Annotated in this window: 13 protein-coding genes; 10 read left to right on the top strand and 3 right to left on the bottom strand. The window is 59.2% G+C overall.

Annotated features, from left to right (window positions below; all coding sequences use genetic code 11):
* The first annotated feature begins 178 nt into the window (after positions 1-178).
* From BUB62_RS02780 to BUB62_RS18700, 8 genes are all read left to right on the top strand, one after another.
* Positions 179-2641 (top strand): efflux RND transporter permease subunit, encoded by a 2463-nt coding sequence (locus BUB62_RS02780; RefSeq protein WP_073105798.1) that lies wholly within the window; start codon positions 179-181, stop codon positions 2639-2641.
* 154 nt (positions 2642-2795) lie between these two features.
* Entirely contained in the window at positions 2796-6230 is a 3435-nt protein-coding gene (gene ileS / locus BUB62_RS02775; RefSeq protein WP_073105795.1) for an isoleucine--tRNA ligase, read from the top strand.
* Between the two features lie 263 nt (positions 6231-6493).
* Complete coding sequence (locus BUB62_RS02770) at positions 6494-7150, top strand: lipoprotein signal peptidase (protein ID WP_073105793.1); 657 nt, start codon at positions 6494-6496, stop codon at positions 7148-7150.
* A 193-nt stretch (positions 7151-7343) separates the two neighbouring features.
* Complete coding sequence (locus BUB62_RS02765; RefSeq protein ID WP_073105790.1) at positions 7344-9254, top strand: ABC transporter ATP-binding protein; 1911 nt, start codon at positions 7344-7346, stop codon at positions 9252-9254.
* A 340-nt stretch (positions 9255-9594) separates the two neighbouring features.
* Entirely contained in the window at positions 9595-12114 is a 2520-nt protein-coding gene (gene rnr / locus BUB62_RS02760) for a ribonuclease R (RefSeq protein WP_073105788.1), read from the top strand.
* Between the two features lie 228 nt (positions 12115-12342).
* Positions 12343-13314 carry a polyprenyl synthetase family protein gene (locus BUB62_RS02755; RefSeq protein WP_073105787.1) on the top strand — a complete coding sequence of 324 codons (972 nt, stop codon included), beginning with the start codon at positions 12343-12345 and terminating at the stop codon, positions 13312-13314.
* Positions 13315-13481: 167 nt separating this feature from the next.
* Positions 13482-14126, top strand: a complete 645-nt coding sequence (locus BUB62_RS02750; protein WP_073105784.1) for a rhomboid family intramembrane serine protease — start codon at positions 13482-13484, stop codon at positions 14124-14126.
* Between the two features lie 111 nt (positions 14127-14237).
* The gene (locus tag BUB62_RS18700; protein WP_159437393.1) at positions 14238-14519 is read left to right on the top strand and encodes a PLD nuclease N-terminal domain-containing protein; all 282 of its coding nucleotides are present in this window, start codon (positions 14238-14240) and stop codon (positions 14517-14519) included.
* An 89-nt stretch (positions 14520-14608) separates the two neighbouring features.
* On the opposite strand, the gene BUB62_RS02740 is transcribed toward BUB62_RS18700, so the two are convergent.
* The gene (locus BUB62_RS02740) at positions 14609-15229 is read right to left on the bottom strand and encodes a DUF2939 domain-containing protein (protein ID WP_073105782.1); all 621 of its coding nucleotides are present in this window, start codon (positions 15227-15229) and stop codon (positions 14609-14611) included.
* Positions 15230-15412: 183 nt separating this feature from the next.
* Here BUB62_RS02740 and BUB62_RS02735 point away from each other — a divergent pair, with 183 nt between their 5' ends.
* Positions 15413-16273 carry a glycerophosphodiester phosphodiesterase family protein gene (locus BUB62_RS02735; protein ID WP_073105779.1) on the top strand — a complete coding sequence of 287 codons (861 nt, stop codon included), beginning with the start codon at positions 15413-15415 and terminating at the stop codon, positions 16271-16273.
* Positions 16274-16558: 285 nt separating this feature from the next.
* Positions 16559-17008, top strand: coding sequence for a helix-turn-helix domain-containing protein (locus BUB62_RS02730; RefSeq protein ID WP_143163994.1), 450 nt, complete (start codon positions 16559-16561; stop codon positions 17006-17008).
* 102 nt (positions 17009-17110) lie between these two features.
* Here the strand turns inward: BUB62_RS02730 and BUB62_RS02725 are convergent, their stop codons facing one another.
* Together BUB62_RS02725 and BUB62_RS02720 are read right to left on the bottom strand one after the other, a co-directional pair.
* Positions 17111-17671: an acyl-CoA thioesterase gene (locus tag BUB62_RS02725; RefSeq protein ID WP_234988616.1), complete on the bottom strand. Its 561-nt coding sequence runs from the start codon at positions 17669-17671 to the stop codon at positions 17111-17113.
* A gap of 450 nt (positions 17672-18121) precedes the next feature.
* Complete coding sequence (locus BUB62_RS02720) at positions 18122-18439, bottom strand: DciA family protein (protein ID WP_073105773.1); 318 nt, start codon at positions 18437-18439, stop codon at positions 18122-18124.
* Positions 18440-18476 lie beyond the last annotated feature (37 nt).

The following is an 18476-nucleotide window of genomic DNA, read 5'->3' as shown; positions in this document are numbered from 1 at the left end:
GTAGACCGGGTATGGCTGTACGGATGGACTAACGATTTGAGTTTCATATATTTAATAAAACCCACGGGATTTAAATTCAAATCGAGGCAGAGTCAAATTAAATCCGGGACGAAGGCAACTTGAACGCGGGTTTCTCCCAGCGGTTCATTGCGTACCTTTGCTGCATTTTAGCGGCCTAATGTGGAGTAAACTCGCGCTTTTCGTTATTAAAAACCGCCGACTGCTCATCGGGTTGCTGGCCGTTATCACGGTTTTCATGGCCTGGGAAGCCCGCAAGGTCGAAATGACCTACGACTTTGCCCAGGTAGTGAGTCCCGACGACCCGGACATGGTCTATTTCCAGCGGTTCAAAAAAACCTTTGGCGAAGATGGCAACGTGTTGGTACTGGGCATGCAGGACAGCAGCATCTACCGGTTCGGCAACTTCAACGAGCTGCGCACCCTCACCGATACGTTGGCCAAAGTGCCCGGCGTGAGCGGCGTGCTCTCGGTCACAAAGCTGCCTAAGCTGGCCAAGGACACGGCCACGCAGAGCTTCCGGGCCACACCCATCTTCCGCAACTTCCCCCAGACCCAGCGCGAGCTGGACTCGCTGATGCGGGTGGTGAACCAGCAGGAATTCTATAAGGGTCAGCTCATTAGCCCACGCACCGGGGCCACGCTGCTGGCCCTCACCATGGACCCCAAGTTTCTGAACTCCTCGAAGCGGCAGGCCGTGATGAACCAGATTCTGGCCCACGCCGACCAGTTCACCCAGAAAACCGGCATCCGCCTGCACTACGCCGGCCTGCCCTACGTGCGCTCCACCATGACCTCGAAGGTGGCTTCCGAAATGAAGCTCTTTGTGATGCTCACGGTGCTGATGATGGCCGTCACGCTGTTCATGTTTTTCCGCACCTGGGCCGCCGTGGTGTTCCCCATTCTGGTGGTGCTGGTGGTCGTGATTTGGTGCGTGGGCAGCATGGTGCTGCTGGGCTACAAGATCAACCTGCTCACGGGCCTGATTCCGAGCATTCTCATCGTCATCGGCATTCCAAACTGCACCTACCTACTCTCGCGCTACCACTACGACTACCGCAAATCCGGCAACCAGATGCTGGCCATGACGCGGGTAATCCGCAAGATCGGGCTCGTAACGCTGATGAATAACACGACCACGGCCATCGGCTTTTTCGTGTTCTGCTTCACCGATATTGCCATTCTCTACCAGTTCGGGCTGGTGGCCACGGTCAATATCTTCGTGGCCTTCATCATCTCGTTTATCCTGATTCCGGCCGTATTCACCTACCTGCCGCCGCCCACGCCCAAGCAGCTGGAGCACCTGGAGGCCAAGCCGCTGACCAAGCTGCTGGAGTTTTTCGACCACCTCGTATTGGAGCGCCGCGGCACCGTGTATGTGGTGGCGGTGGCGCTGGCGGCCGTGTCGGTGCTGGGCATCCGCCAGATCAAGTCGGTGTCGTACATGGTCGATGATTTGCCCAAGGAAAGCTCCGTCAACAGTGATTTGAAGTTCTTTGAGCAGCATTTCAACGGCGTGATGCCGCTGGAAATCGTCATTGATACGGGCAAGAAGCAGGGCATTCTGAAGCTGAAAAACCTGGAGCGGATTGACCGGTTCGAGAAGTTTCTGCGCACCCAGCCGGTGCTCACCACGCCGGTCAGCATCGTCACATTCCTGAAAGCTTCCACCCAGGCTTTCTACAACGACGACCCGGCCTACTACCGCCTGCCCGACAACTCGGAAAAAAACTTCATTCTGAGCTACCTGAGCCACTCGCGGGGCAAGGCCAGTGCCCCGGCCGAGGCTGCGGCCGGCGCACCGGCCGCCGGCGGCCTGATGGTGGACAAGCTGCTGCGCTCCTTCACCGACAGCACCGGCCAGCGGGCCCGCATCTCGCTGAAAATCGCCGACATCGGCAGCCACAACCTCGACACGCTGCTCAACTACAAGATTCAGCCCCAGATCAAGGAAATCTTCAATGGCACGGGCATGACGGTGAAGCTCACCGGCACCACCATTCTCTTCACCAAGGGCAACGAATACCTTATCGGCACGCTCAAGGAAAGCCTGATTATCGCCTTCGTGCTGGTCGGGCTGGTGGTGCTGATTCTGTTCCGCAGCTTCCGGGCCGTGTTTTTCACCCTGCTGCCCAACTTCGTGACGCTGCTGCTCACCGGCGGGCTGATGGGCTTTTTCGGCATTCCGCTCAAGCCCAGCACGGCACTCATCTTCAGCATTGCGCTGGGCATCGATGGCGACAACTCCATCCATCTGCTGGCTAAGTTCCGGCAGGAAATGGTCGTGAACGGGCAGCGCGTGCGGGCCGCCATCAGCACCACACTTTCGGAGGCCGGCACCAGCATGATTTACACCAGCATCGTGCTGTTTCTGGGCTTTTCGGTGTTTGCCTTCTCCGAGTTCGGCGGCACCAAGGCTTTGGGCCTGCTCATGTCGGCCAGCCTGCTGATTACCAACTTCTCCAACCTGATTCTGCTGCCTTCCCTGCTGGTCACCTTCGAGCACGGCAAGGATGAAAACATCAACCAGACCAGCATCCGGCACTACGACGAGCAGTACCACGAGGAAGACGATGACCTGGAGCTGAACCTGAGTCGGATGAAAAAAGGCCTTACCGCGTAACCCCACCCCCTAGCCCCCTCCCCAAAGGGAGAGGGAGAACTAGCTTTTACCTATACATTCTAACTCCACCGGCCCTAGCGCACTAGTTCTAAAAACTAGTTCCCCCTCTCCCTTTGGGGAGGGGGCTAGGGGGTGGGGTTTCACCAGCACAACAATGAACTACCCCGAATTCAAGCAGCCGCTCAACTACGGCCAGGTTGGCACCGATATCCTGGCGTGGTGGAAGCAGAACGGCATCTTTGAGAAGAGCGTGAGCACCCGCGAAGGGCAGCCCACGTTCGTGTTTTACGAAGGTCCGCCTTCGGCCAACGGCGCCCCCGGCATCCACCACGTGATGGCGCGCACCGTGAAGGACATTTTTTGCCGCTACCAGACGCTGCTGGGCAAGCAGGTGCACCGCAAAGGCGGCTGGGATACCCACGGCCTGCCCATCGAGCTGCAGGTGGAAAAGGAGCTGGGCATCACGAAGGAGGATATCGGCAAGAAAATCAGCATCGAGGAGTACAACCAGCGCTGCCGCGAAACCGTGATGCGCTTCAAGGCCCAGTGGGACGACCTCACCGAGAAGATGGGCTACTGGGTGGACCTCGACGACCCCTACATCACCTTCGAGCCCGAGTATATCGAGAGCTGCTGGGCCCTGCTCAAAAAGCTCTACGACAAGGGCCTGCTTTACAAGGGCTACACCATTCAGCCCTACTCGCCGGCCGCCGGCACCGGCTTGTCTTCGCACGAGCTAAACCAGCCCGGCACGTATCGGGACGTGAAGGACACGACCGTGGTGGCGCAGTTCAAGGTGAAGCGCGACGAGAAGTCGGAGCCGCTGTTCGCCAACATGACCCTGGACGAAGTGCCGCTGGCCACGCTCTACGGCGACGATAACGCCCAGCCCGAGGTGTTCATTCTGGCCTGGACGACCACGCCCTGGACGCTGCCCGCCAACACGGCCCTGGCGGTGGGCCCCAAGATTCCCTACGTGCTGGTGCGCACCTTCAACCCCTACACCTACGCCCCCATCCGGGTGGTGCTGGCCGAGGCATTGGTGAGCCGCTATTTTTCGGAGAAAGGCAAAGAGGCTTCGTTTGAGGACTTCAAGCCCGGCGACAAAGTGCTGCCCTGGCACGTGGAAGCTAGTTTCAAAGGCTCCGACTTAGTCGGCATCAAGTACGAGCGGCTGTTCAACTTCACCCCGTTTGAAGGGGAGGACCGGGCCTTCCGCGTCATTCCCGGCGACTTCGTGACCACCGAGGACGGCACCGGCATCGTGCACATTTCCCCCACCTTTGGTGCGGATGACTTCCGCGTAGCTCAGCTCAACGACATCCCGGCGCTGATGGTGCCGGATGAGGAAGGCAAGCTCGGCCCCATCGTAGACCGCACCGGCCGCTACGTGCCCCAGATGGGCGAATTTGGCGGCCGCTGGGTGAAAAACTACGACGGCCACGACGAAACCGGAGCCGATTACAAAACCCTCGACGAGAGCATCGTCATCAAGATGAAGGGCGACGGTACGGCCTTCAAAGTGGAGAAGTACGAGCACACTTACCCTCACTGCTGGCGCACCGATAAGCCCGTGCTCTACTACCCGCTCGATTCTTGGTTTATCAAAACCACGGCGGTGAAGGACCGGCTTATCGAGTTGAACAAAACCATCAACTGGAAGCCCGAAAGCACCGGCACCGGCCGCTTCGGCAACTGGCTGGAAAACCTGGTGGACTGGAACCTGAGCCGCTCCCGCTACTGGGGCACGCCGCTGCCCATCTGGCGCACCCAGGACGGCACCGAGGAAATCTGCATCGGCTCCATTGAGCAGATGAAGCAGGAGATTGACAAGGCCGTAGCCGCCGAAATCATGACCCACAACCCCTACGCTAACGGCGAAAAGGTTGACCTCCACCGTCCGTATGTGGACGATATTTTCCTGGTGAGCCCCAGCGGGGAGCCCATGTACCGCGAAACCGACCTCATCGACGTGTGGTTCGACAGCGGCGCCATGCCCTACGCCCAGTGGCACTATCCGATTGAAAACGGCGAGAAATTCCAGAAGAATTTCCCCGCCGATTTCATTGCCGAAGGCGTGGACCAGACCCGCGGTTGGTTCTTCACCCTGCACGCGCTGGCCGTGATGCTGGAAGACTCCGTGGCCTTCAAAAACGTGATGGCCAACGGCTTGGTGCTCGACAAAAACGGCAACAAGATGAGCAAGCGCCTCGGCAACGCCGTGGACCCGTTTGCCACAATCAGCCAGTTCGGCCCCGACGCCACCCGCTGGTACATGATTGCCAACGCCCAGCCCTGGGACAACCTCAAATTCGACGTGGCGGGCATCACGGAGGTGCAGCGCCGCTTCTTCGGCACGCTGTTCAACACCTACTCGTTTTACGCCCTCTACGCCAACCTCGATGGCTTCCAGGCCCGCGAATTTGACCGGGTGCCGCACGCCGAGCTGAGCGAGCTGGACCGCTGGATTCTGAGCAAGCTCCAGTCGCTGATCCTCGAAGTGCGCGGCCACTACGACTCCTACGACCCCACCAAAGCGGCCCGCGCCATCCAGGATTTTGTCACCGACCAGCTCTCCAACTGGCACGTGCGCCTCTCGCGCCGCCGCTTCTGGAAGGGCGAGCTGACCCCGGACAAGAAGGCCGCCTACGAAACCCTACAGGAGTGCCTCGTGGTGACTGCGCAGCTCATGGCCCCGATTGCGCCCTTCTTCGCCGAGTGGCTCTACCAGAACATGACCGGCGGCATGCGCGCCGAAGCCATCGAGCGCAGCACGCCCCTCGCCGCCGAATCGGTGCATCTCACGTTGCTCGTAGAAGCCGATGAAACTCGCATCGACAAGGCCTTGGAGGAGCGGATGGAGCTGGCCCAGCGCATTTCCTCACTCACCCACTCGCTGCGCAAAAAGTCGGTGCTGAAGGTGCGCCAGCCGCTGCAGCGCATTCTGGTGCCAGTGCTGAATGACACCACCCGCGAGCAGGTCGGCCTGGTAGAGGACCTGATCTGCGCCGAGGTGAACGTGAAGCACGTCGAGTTTCTCGACGACACCAGCGGCGTGCTGGTGAAGTCGGTGAAGCCCAACTTCAAGCGCCTGGGCCAGCAGTACGGTGCCAAGCTGAAGGCCGTGGGCGCCCGCATCCAGCAGATGAGCGCCGAGGAAATTAGCACCCTCGAAAAAACCTGCCAGCTGGCCGTGAACATCGACGGTGAAGCCTACACCCTGGCCCCCGACGACGTGGAAATCCGCACCGACGACCTGCCCGGCTGGCTCGTAGCCACCGACGGCCCCCTCACCGTGGCCCTCGACGTGACCCTGACCGACGAGCTGCGCCAGGAAGGCGTGGCCCGCGAGCTGGTGAACCGCCTGCAGAACCTGCGCAAAGACAGCGGCCTGGAAGTGCAGGACAAAATCCGTGTGACTCTGGGCGAGCAGCCTGAGCTGCAGGCCGCCGTGCAGAGCTTCGGCAGCTACATCCGCGAGGAAGTGCAGGCCCTGGCCCTGGATTTCGCGGCCGATGTCAACGGCGGTTCTGTGCTTGAATTCGACGACTACTCGGTGCCCGTGCAGCTGGAAGTCGCAAACGGCTGAGGCTGAAGTGCCAACCGATTCTGCAAATGGGTCGGTTGGCACACCGGCGCACAAAGCGTTTCGCCGGGCCCCGAATCCGGCTCAAAAGGGCATAAAACGCCCGAAAAAAACATACCGGCAGCCCGGAGCCTCATTTGGGCTCCGGCGTGGGGAAGTCTAAAATTCTGCGTCCCTTTGTGCTGAGAGAGGGGAGAGGTTCCGCTGCTGACAACCCGTCAGGCCGCCGCCTCACTTCTCACCGCTTACCTCTCCTTTCTGTGAAAATGAAGTACTGGAAATACTACCTGGTCGCCCTGCTGGTCATTGCCATTGACCAGCTCTCGAAGTGGGCTACGCACACGTACATGCTGCCCGGTATGCCCGGCGAAATCCCGCTCATCGGCGACTGGGCCAAGCTGCACTACACGCTGAATCCCGGTATGGCCTTCGGGGTAGAGCTGCCGCCGCCCTACGGCAAGGTTTTGCTCACCAGCTTCCGCTTGCTGGCTATGTTCGGCGGCATCTACTACATCCGCAAGCTCTGGCAGCGCCGGGCCGCCACGGGCTTCATTTTCTGCGTGGCCCTCATTCTGGGCGGAGCCGTCGGCAACCTGATTGACTCCATTTTCTACGGCATCATCTACGACAATGCCCCCTTTGGCGCCCCCACGCCCTGGTTCCACGGCCAAGTGATTGACATGCTGTATCTGGACCTCTACGAAGGCATTCTGCCCTCCACTTGGCCGCTGGTGGGCGGCGCGCACGTTTCGCTCTGGCCCATTTTCAACATCGCCGATTCGGCCATCTTCATCGGCGTAATGCTGATTCTATTCAACCAGAACCGCTTTTTCGAGCAGGAATCAGCCCACCTCGTAGCCGCCGAAGACCGCGCCGCCGCCCAGGCCCGCCACGACGCCGAAACGACGGAAGTAGCGTCTTAAAAGCTTATTTTGAAGCAATGACGGCCGGCTGAAGCATTTCAGCCGGCCGTTTGCGTTTAGTTGAACGATGTAGAGACGCATACTTGCGTCTCGTCGTTGAACGATAACCTGCCCGAACGTCACGCCCGACAGACGCAAGTATGCGTCTCTACAGGCCTATCTTTACCTTAGTGCCCACTCCAACCCATTCTCCGTGCCTCAGCCTATTCTCACCATCAACAACCTCACCATCGACTTCCGCAGCCACCGCGGCGACGTGCGGGCTGTAAATGACGTCTCGTTTCAGCTGCACCGCGGCGAAACGCTGGCCATTGTGGGCGAGTCGGGCTCGGGCAAATCGGTGACCTCGCTGGCTTTGATGGGCCTGATTCCGATGCCGCCCGGCCAGCTGGTGAGCGGGGAGGCCCGGTTTCACTCCGAAGCCCTGGGCGAAGTGGATCTGCTGCGCCTGACGGATAAGGAACTGCAGAAAGTGCGCGGCAACGACATTGGGATGATTTTTCAGGAGCCCATGACCTCGCTGAACCCCGTGTATACCTGCGGCAGCCAGGTGGTGGAAGCCCTGCGCCTGCATACCAATCTAAGCCAAAAGGAAGCCGAGGCCCGCACCGTGGAGCTGTTCACGATGGCCCAGCTGCCCCGCCCGGAGAAGATTCTTAAAGCCTACCCCCACGAAATCAGCGGGGGCCAGAAGCAGCGCGTGATGATTGCCATGGCCATGGCCTGCAACCCCGCCATCCTCATTGCCGACGAGCCCACCACCGCCCTCGACGTGACCGTGCAGGCCCGCATGCTCCAGCTCATCGATGAGCTGCGCCGCCAGCACAACACCGCCGTACTCTTTATCACCCACGACCTAGGCGTAGTGGCCGAAATAGCCGACCGCATCCTGGTCATGTACCGCGGCCGGGTAGTGGAGCAAGGCCCCGTCCTAGATATATTCACCAACCCCCAGCACCCTTACACGAAGGGCCTGCTGGCCTGCCGCCCCAAGCTCTCGGTGGGCAAAAAGTGGCTGCCAGTCGTCGCCGATTTCATGAGCGAGGACGCCGCCGGCAATCTGGTAGAAAAAATCATCCATCCCGAGCCGGCAAGCTCACCGCTGGCCGTAATTGCTACCTCCGATAACATTTCCTTTGAAACCACCAAAACGTTCCCCGTGGAACAAAATGAGGCGGTTTTGGCCGATGAAAGTGGGGGAGTAGCCAGCACAGAAGTGCCCAATGGAAAAGCTGAACCGTCAGGCTCCCCCTCTCTTTTGGAGAGGGGACCGGGGGGTGAGGTCCTCCTCCAAGTCGATAACCTGAACGTGCATTTTCCCATTCGCAAGGGCTTCTTCAACCGCCACCCCGAGTTCGTGCGGGCCGTGGATGGCGTGAGCTTCACCATATTCCCCGGCGAAACCGTGGGGCTGGTGGGCGAGTCGGGCTGCGGCAAAACCACGCTGGGCCGGGCCCTGCTGCGGCTGGTGGAACCAACGGCCGGCCGCATCCTGTTCGAAGGCACCGATCTGGCCGCCCTGCCCGCCGGCGCCCTGCGCAAACGGCGCAAGGACTTCCAGATGGTGTTTCAGGACCCCTACGCGGCCCTGAACCCCATGATGACCGTGGGCGAGGCCATTCTGGAGCCGATGCGCGTGCACAGCGTGGGTGGCACCAAAGCTGAGCAGAAGGCCCGCGTGCTGGAACTGCTGCGCACCGTGGGCCTGAAGGAAGAGCACTACCTGCGCTATCCGCACGAGTTTTCGGGCGGGCAGCGCCAGCGCATCTGCATTGCCCGCGCCCTGGCCCTGCGGCCCAAGTGCATCATCTGCGACGAGTCGGTGTCGGCCCTCGACGTGTCGGTGCAGGCGCAGGTGCTCAACCTGCTCAACCAGCTCAAGCGCGACTTCGGTATCACCTACCTGTTCATCACCCACGATCTGTCGGTGGCCCGCTTCATGTCGGACCGGTTATTGGTGATGCGCCAGGGCCAGATTGTGGAAAGCGGCCCGGCGGCTGAAGTCTACGCCAACCCGCAGCACGAGTACACCCGCCAGCTATTGGCCGCCATCCCCAAAGACGAACCTGCTGATATTCGGGCGGCGGTAGCGAGTAGAGCGTAGCAGGAGTGAAGACGAAAAAACGGCCTGTCATCCTGAGCTTGCGAAGGACATTATCAGGCAAAAACAAGTCGTTGTTATGCCTATCGTTCAACTGGCATAAGGTCCTTCGCAAGCTCAGCATGACAGTACCATTGCAGTAGAATACCCCCACTTTCCCCCTCCCCAATAGTTATTCGCCGATATATTCCGTATTATCTTCCCGAAGCCCGGCAATTGGCCGGCGCGGCCCGTTTTTGGGCTCCAAAACATTCATTTAGGCAAGCCTGAACCCAACCGGCCTGCTTCCATTCAACCCAAGCCGCCTGCGAAAAAGACAACCACTGGCGGCCCTCATTTTCTGATGAAAGAAAAAGACGATTCCGCTGCCCCCCGCGCCTCGCGCGCGAAGGCGGCCCGCGCCGACCAGGCCGCGGCCCCCATCACCAAAGACCTCGTGTTTCGCATCTTCCGCGACAACCCCGGCAAAGTATTCGCCTACCGCCAGCTCTCCCGCCGCCTCGGTGTGACCACCAAGGAGCAGCGCGAAGAGGTGTTTGCCCACTTGAAAGCGCTCAAGAATTTGGGCCAGCTCACGCTGCTCCAGAACGACGAGTACCGTCTCACCGATCCATCGGCGGCCTTCTCGGCCACCATGCCCGCCAGCAGCCGGCAGCCGCGCAATCCGGACAATATTCCGGTGCCCGCCCGCCGCGGCGGCCGGCCTATCGAAACGGAGTTTGGTCAGGACCCCGTGGTGCATCGCCGCCGCGGGGCCGGCTTCGACTTTCCCGATACTGATGAACCCGAAGTAGCCCGCCGCCCCGCCGCCCGCGAAACCGCCGACACCATCATTGGCACCGTTTCGCTGGCCACCAGCAACTTCGCCTTCATCATCTCGGAGGAGAGCGAAACCGACGTGCGCGTGTTTACCGACCGCCTCAAGTTTGCCATGCACGGCGACACGGTGCGCCTGCGCCTGCGCGGCACCCGCGACGGCCGCCCGGTGGGCGACGTGGTGGAAGTGCTCAAGCGAGTGCGCCCCGAAGTGGTGGGCCGCCTCCAGATTCAGGGCGGTATCGGCTTCGTGAAGCCTGACAACCGCAAGCTGTATTTCGACGTGTTCGTGCCCTACGAGAACCTGAAAGGGGCCAACAACGGCGAGAAAGTGCTGGTGCGCATCACTGAGTTTCCGGAGGATGCCCAACGCTCGCCCACCGGCGAGGTGCTGCGCAGCTTCGGGCAGGCCGGCGGCAACGAGGCCGAAATCAATGCCATCATGGCTGAGTTCGACCTGCCGTTTGAGTTTTCGCCCGAAGTGGAGGCCGAGTCGGAAGGAATTCCGGACCGGATTTCGCCCGACGAAATCAAGCGCCGCCGCGACTTCCGCGCCGTCACTACCTTCACCATCGACCCCGCCGATGCCAAGGACTTCGACGATGCCTTGAGCATTCAGAAGCTGGAAAACGGCCACTGGGAAATCGGGGTGCACATTGCCGACGTAACCCACTACGTGCGCCCCGGCACCGAGCTGGAGCGCGAAGCCAAGCACCGCGCCACCTCCGTGTATCTCGTGGACCGCGTGATTCCGATGCTGCCCGAACGCCTCTCCAATGGCGTGTGCTCGTTGCGGCCCAACGAGGACAAGCTCACGTTTTCGGCCGTGTTTGAGCTGGATGAGAAGGGCAAGCTCTATGATTCGTGGTTCGGCAAAACCATCATTCACTCCGACCGCCGCTTTGCCTACGAAGAAGCCCAGGAGCGTATTGAAACCGGCTTCGGCGACTTCGCCGACGAAATCGTGCTGATGAACAGCATTGCCAAAAAGCTCTGCACGGCCCGCTTCAAGAGCGGCGCCATCAGCTTCGAAACCCAGGAAGTGAAGTTCAAGCTCGACGAGAATGGCAAGCCGCTGGGCGTGTACGTGAAGGAGCGCAAGGATGCGCACAAGATGATTGAGGAGTTTATGCTGCTGGCCAACCGCAAGGTGGCCGAGTTCGTGTTCAAGCTCAAAAGCCGCAAGCCGCGCATGACGATGGTGTACCGCGTGCACGAAGCGCCCGACCCGGACCGCCTGCAGAACTTCGCCCTCTTCGCCCAGAAGTTCGGCCACAGCCTGGACCTGACCAACCCCAAAAAGCTCAGCACCGAGCTGAACGACCTTTCGACCCAGGTAATTGGAAGGCCCGAGCAGAACGTGATTCAGACGCTGGCTGTGCGCACCATGAGCAAGGCTGTGTATACCACCGAGCCGCTGGGCCACTTCGGTCTGGCTTTTGAGCATTATTCGCACTTCACCTCGCCCATCCGCCGCTACCCCGATATGATGGCGCACCGCCTGCTGGAGCACTACCTCGAAGGCGGCAGCAACGTGGAAGTGGCCCCGGTGGAGGAGGAGTGCAAGCACTCGTCGGGCCGCGAGAAAGTGGCGGCTTCGGCCGAGCGGGCCAGCATTAAATACAAGCAGGTCGAGTTCATGTCGGAGGTCATTGGCCAGACGTTCACCGGCGTGGTGTCGGGCCTCACGGAGCGCGGCCTCTACGTCGAAATCGAGGAGAACAAGTGCGAAGGCATGGTGCGCCTGAGCGACATTCCCGGCGACACGTTCGAGTTGGACAAGGACAACTACCGCATCGTGGGCCGCGGCTCGAAGCGCATCATCCAGTTCGGCGACGAGCTGCAGGTTATCGTGAAAGCCGCCAACCTGCTCGACCGCACTATCGACTTCGAGCTGGTAGACAACCGCCCCGACCACGTGAAGCAGCGCGAGCAGCAGGAGCGCCGCGAAAACCGCCCGCCCCGCGGCTATCGCCCCGAGCGCAGCGGCGGCCGCCCCGGCGGCAAAGGCGGCAAAAGCAGCGGCGGCGGAAGTCGGCGCAGGTAAGCTGTCATTGCGAGGAGGCACGACGAAGCAATCCGTCCTCTGAAATGTAAAAAGCCCTGTTAACCCACAAAGCCCTGACGTATGCACTACGTCGGGGCTTTCTGCTGAAAAGTAGCTTCGCACATTTCAGAGGACGGATTGCTTCGTCTTTCGTCCTCGCAATGACAGCCGCCACAACCACCACAACCGCCGCCGCCGTACCTTTCCGCCGCAACTCCAATCTACTCCGTGGACCTCAGTTTCTTCTCCGCTAAAATCACCGCCGGCCTGGCCCAGCTCAACTACGGCGAGCAGCCGCAGGCCCTCTACGAGCCCATCCGCTACATCATGGCCCTGGGCGGCAAGCGCATCCGGCCGCTGCTCACGCTGCTCGGCGCCCACGTCTTCACCGACGAGCTGGACCCCGTGCTGCGGCCCGCGCTGGGCGTGGAAGTGTTCCACAACTTCACCCTGCTCCACGACGACATCATGGACCAGGCGCCGCTCCGGCGCGGCCAGCCCACGGTGCACGAAAAGTGGAACGCCAACGTGGCCATTCTCAGCGGCGACGTGATGCTGGTGCGGGCCTACGAACTGTTTTTCGACGTGCCGGCCCCGCTGCTGCCCACCGTGCTGCGCCGCTTTAGCCAGACCGCCGCCGAGGTGTGCGAGGGCCAGCAATGGGACATGAACTTTGAAACCGAAACCCAGGTCAGCATTGCCCAATACCTGGATATGATCCGGCTCAAAACCGCCGTGCTGCTAGGCTTCGCGCTAGAGCTGGGCGCGCTGCTCGGCGGCGCCAGCGCCCAGGATGCCGACCACCTGCGCCAGTTCGGCACCGACATCGGCCTGGCCTTCCAGCTCCGCGACGACCTGCTCGACGTATTCGGCGACGCGGCCACCTTCGGCAAGCGCGTCGGCGGCGACATCGTGAGCGACAAGAAAACCTTCCTGCTGCTCACCGCCCAGGCCCAGGCCAGCCCTGCCCAGCAGGCTGTGCTGGCCCGCCACATTGGTCAGCCCGTGCCCGATGCCGAGGCCAAAGTGCAGGCCGTGCGCGCCATCTACGACGAGCTGAATATTCGCCCCCAGACCGAAGCCCGCATCAACGACTACTTCCAGGATGCCCTGCATCACCTGGAGCGCGTGGCGGCCCCCGCCGACCGTAGAGAGCCGCTACGTCAACTGGCTCTGGAGCTGCTGGAACGCCAGAAGTAGGAGCGGGGCGCGTTCTACCGCAGCTCGTAGGCTTTTGTTCTGCAGCGCCCGTTTTTACCACGTTTCGGGCCCACTGCCGGCTTATCATTTTTTTCGCGAGTCCTCGCCGCTTTCCAGTGCTTTAAAGCGCCAGAAGCCACCAAATTTCACTCTCCTTTCCTCTGCCTATGCTCACCCTCGATGCCACCCTAGTTCTGCTGGTCCTCACCGCCGGCATCTCAATCTATGCCTGGTCCAACCACGAGCTGCTGGAAAGCTGGATTATGCGGCCCTACGTGATGCGCCGACAGAACGAATGGTATCGCCTGCTCACGTCCGGCTTCCTGCACGCCAACTGGATGCACCTGATTTTCAACATGCTGGCTTTCTACTCCTTTGGCAAAGCCGTGCAGAATATTTTTGTGGAGCTGGGCGGTGTCACGGTGGGTTTGCTGCAATTCCTAGCGCTCTATCTCGGCGGCATCGTCTTTTCCGACCTGCCCACGTACTTCCGCCACCGCAACGACCCCGACTACCGCAGCCTCGGCGCTTCGGGTGGCGTAGCGGCCGTCATCTTCGCGGGCATTATGTTCAATCCGGTAGCGCCTAAGGGCCAGGGTATTATCATCTTCCCGATACCTTTCCCCATTCAGCCCTTCATCTTCGGCTTCCTCTATCTAGCCTATTCCTACTACCAGGGCCGCCGCTCCGGCGATAACATCAACCACGATGCCCACTTCTACGGGGCCCTCTATGGCGTTATTCTCACCCTGGCCTTCTATCCGGAAGCCGCCACATATTTCTGGCAGCAAATCCAGACTTATCTATTTTAATGACTTGATTACCAATATATTATATATGAAAAACATCAACAATTATATCTATATTCCAACGTCATGCGTAAAGAGCGGCACACTCCCTTTCCACTCCAACAACCGACTCCCATGACTAAGCTAGCTTCCCTCACCAACCGTCTGCCCCTCGCGGCCCTGCTGCTCACCCTGACCGCTGCCATTTCCTCGTGCAGCCGCTACAATGCCAACGGTAGCACCTCCATGTGGGGCATCATCATCCTTGTACTCGATGTGCTGGCCCTGTTCGATGTCTTCCGTCAGCAATGGACTATTGGTAAGAAAATCCTCTGGGCTGCCATCATTTTCTTCTTCCCCCTCGGCGGTCTGATCATCTATTACCTGTTTGCCGGTCGCGGCAAGGCCAGCGTCTAGACTGCTCCCGGCTTGAAAACAGGAAGGCCCGTCGCTGGACAGCGACGGGCCTTCCTGTTTTCAAGCCGGGCGTAAGCGCGGAATCAGTTTTAATTGCCGAACCGGCGCTTCTTCTCCAGGCGCGCCACGTGCTTTATCAACTCCCCGGTATTAGTGATTTCCGTTACTTGCCAATGGTCGCCCCGGTCGCGCATCTTCAGCTCCACCACCAGGGTAGTGTCATATTTGGGCTGCGTGAATTCGATGCCGACCAGCGCCTGGTCTCCCTGCTCGTTCACGTATTTCACGTCCTTGAATTTGCTGTCGGCGCTCACCACTTTGCTGGCCATGCCCAGCATCGACACCTTCACCGCCCGCTCCGGCTGCGTCGCCGCCGCGGCCTCCAGCGAGCCGGTCTCAACGTAGGTCTGTACCTCTTTGCGGGCCGCCTTAGCCAACTGCGGCTTCAGCAGTTGTAGCGCCCCGCGGAGGGCAAAGCCCCCCGGATTCAGCAGCCCCAGAGCCGAGCCCTGCGCCGCCACCTGGTCCACCAGGCTACCCGTCACGCTGTTCACGTCCACGTAGCGCTCAAAAGCAGCCATATCGTGGGTCTGCGTGGCTTTGGCGGCCTGCATCAGGGCATATTTGGGCCCCGTCGTCAGGCTATGATAAAAGTAGTAGCCCCCGGCTACCAGAGCCGCAAGAACTACCAGCAGGATGATTTTCTTCATAAGGTTGGGATGATGAAAAGAATGGTTCAGCCCGCAAAATACCGCTTTTAAGCTCGCGGCATCATTTGCCTACCCACCGTACAAGCTAGCATGCCGGCCCCGCGAATTGTTTTGCTGCGTGCTGTCTGCTTAGCTCACCGCGCCTGCTGACGCTGGCCGCGGCCAACCTTCACTACTGCTATTATGCCTATTCCTGCGCCCCGTTCTGTTGGGTCACCCCGCCCCGAGATTCATGGTCACCGTGGCTGCCGGGGCCTGCGCCCCGAGAATACGATGCCCGCCTTTTTGCATGCCCTCGCGCTGGGGGTAGATGTGCTGGAAATGGACGTAGTGCTATCGGCCGATGGCGAAGTAGTGGTATCGCACGAGCCCTGGCTATCCGGGCTGTGCCGCGATGCGCAGGGCCAGCCGGTAGCGGCCGGCACTGAGCAGCAGCACAACATCTATCGGATGTCCTACGCCGAAATCCGCCGCTGCGACTGTGGCCTGACCCCGCATCCGGAATTCCCCCGGCAGCTTTTGGCGGCGGCCTGCAAGCCGCTGCTGCGCGACGTAATTCGGGCCGCAGAGCAGTTCTCGCAGCAGCTGGGCCGCCCGGCAGTAGGCTACAGCATCGAAGTGAAATCGACTCCGGAAGGGGATGGGGTATTCCATCCAAAGCCCGCCGTTTTCGTGCGGAAAGTGCTGGCCGTTCTCTTCGAAACCGAGCAGATTTTGTCCCGCGTCACGCTGCTTGCCTTCGACAAGCGCGTCCTCCAGGCCGCCCGCCAACAGCTGCTCGAACTGCCCGTTTGTATGCTGGTGGAAGACGAAATTCCCTACGCCGAGCATGCGGCCGCTTTGGGTTTTGCGCCGGATGTCTACGGCCCTCATCACCCGCTGGTCACGGCCACGCTGGTGGCCGCACTACACGCGCAAGGCATCCGCATCGTACCCTGGACGGTGAACAAAACTGAGGATATGCAGCGGCTACTACAACTCGGTGTAGATGGCCTGACCACCGACTACCCGGACGTACTTCGTAGCCTGCTGAGCCAAGGCTAACGGCAACCATACACCCCGGCTGGTTTCGTAGCACAGCTATGTCCAACTCACTCGTAGGGAATGAGTGTCGACCTCTCTCGGGAAATAATACGGCAGTTGTGTTTGTATGCCGCAAACAAGCATACAAAGCAGTGTGGGCATGTTTTAGACTTCGTTTACCAAGTGTATCGTTTTGTGTTACAAATAATATGTTACAAATTCTGTGTAATACGTCAAGTGTAACGCGTTTCGTTTGTTTGGTTTGTATCGTTACACTTGTATCAGTTGTCCATAATTACATACACTGTGTTTGTTCAATTGATACATATTCATCATCTTTACAAACTCATTGCATTACAGAGCTTCTCTATGCCACATCAGGGCGAAATCCTGCAAGATGCCATCAAAAACAGCGGTATTTCCATTACCCGTATCGTGGACGAGCTGGGCATTACCCGTCCTACTATCTATCGTAAATTCAAAGAAGAGACACTTGATTACGCTTTCGTAAAGCGAGTAGGTGATATTATCGGACACGATTTTTCTAATGACTTTACGTCGTTACAACAGACTGTATTACCGTTCGTCGCTCCCATTGTAACAAATAGTTTGTCCGCCAATGTTACACCGCGTGCGTTACAGATACAAGCAGTTGATTCTGACCCGGTAAAGCAGCTAATGGCCCTCCAGACGAAGTATATAGCGCTATTGGAAGCGCACAATGAGCTCCTGATGAAAGTGTATGGCCCTAAGTGACAAAAATGTTCCACGTGAAACATTTTTGTCACTCCTACAGTAGCGAAACGCCGCTTTAAAACGTCCTACGGACGCATCGGTGCCAAGCTTGCGGACAAAGAATCAATACACGATTTGACACCTTTCGCGCTCCAGCAGATGCAGCTGATGCGGCACTGCCAACGAAGAAACAGCGTTGTCGAACTCGGCCCGGTAGCGCTCCTTAAACTCCCGTCTTTTGATGGCTTCCAGGAAGCGCCGCGTGTCTTCCAGCGTCTCTAAATTTAGCCCTGGCACTTGCGTTGGCTGCCCGCTTTCGTCCTTAGCCACCATCGTGAAATAAGAGGTATTGGTGTGCTTGACCGAGCCGCTGCGCACATCCTCCGCGATGACCTTGATGCCGACCAGCAGCGAAGTGCGCCCGACATAATTGACCGAAGCCAGCAGCGACACCAACTCGCCGACTTCCACCGGCTGCAGAAAATTCACGCCGTCCACGCTCACCGTCACACAGTAGTTGCCCGCGTGCTTGGACGCCGCCGCATACGCCACCTTATCCATCAACGACAGTAGAATGCCGCCGTGGATCTTGCCGCCGAAATTGGCATAGGAAGGAATCATCAATTCTGTAAGCGTGACCCGGGAGTAAGATACCGGACGGAATTCTGGTTGTGGATAGTTCATGGGGAAGAGGAAGAAAGGGTTGGGGTTGTAGGCAACAAGACCAGAGCGAAGAACCCGCTGTGAAAGCAGTCGGTGGATCAAAGCTGCAAAAGGTAACATCCGCCTGGTTTACTTCCGGAGTCTCTGCCGGCATCTCGCGGTGAGTACGCCTGAATGGCTACAGTGTGAAGCCGGCTGATACTGTTATTAGTCACCTCGACTGCAACTGGCCAATCGTACGTGCTCTTTGAGAGACGAAGCCACAACTCGGATAGACCAGGCAGAGAGAGTAGGGGCAAAGCCAATAAGCTACTAGCCCCGATCACGCCTGTGCAACTGGAATTGGCCGGCCAAGCACAGATAGGAGTTGAGCCTGACTGGCCAGCAAAATCGATATAGGTACGAGATGAGCTGAGCTACCCAACTGAGACAAGCAAGGCAGTATACTCTTACCAGCAACTTATGCTTGCGCTACAGGAACACCACTTCCTGAATCACCTTCTCACCCACTTCGGCGTTGATAATTTCAAGCACCCGAGTCTTGGCCATTACTAGCTCGTGCTTGAGTGGGGCCGAACTGAGCCGGACAAATAGCTTGCCCTGACTTATATAAATCTCCTGGGTTTTGAGGGCTACTGCCTTGCCCATTATTCGCTCCCAACTCGAAACGACCGTCACCTCATTGAGCTTGCCCTGGAGTCGGTATGCCTTCAGCAAAGCCGTTATTCCGTCTTTGAGCGTGACGATGTCAGCCTGACGGGAGTTTTCGGAATTGCTATGTTTTTTCAAAGCTGACTAGTAAAATAACGCGCGAAGACCCCGGCCT

It is taken from the genome of Hymenobacter daecheongensis DSM 21074, from assembly GCF_900141805.1.
GTDB classification, from domain to species: Bacteria; Bacteroidota; Bacteroidia; order Cytophagales; family Hymenobacteraceae; genus Hymenobacter; species Hymenobacter daecheongensis.
This window is presented reverse-complemented; position numbering and strand designations above follow the sequence as displayed.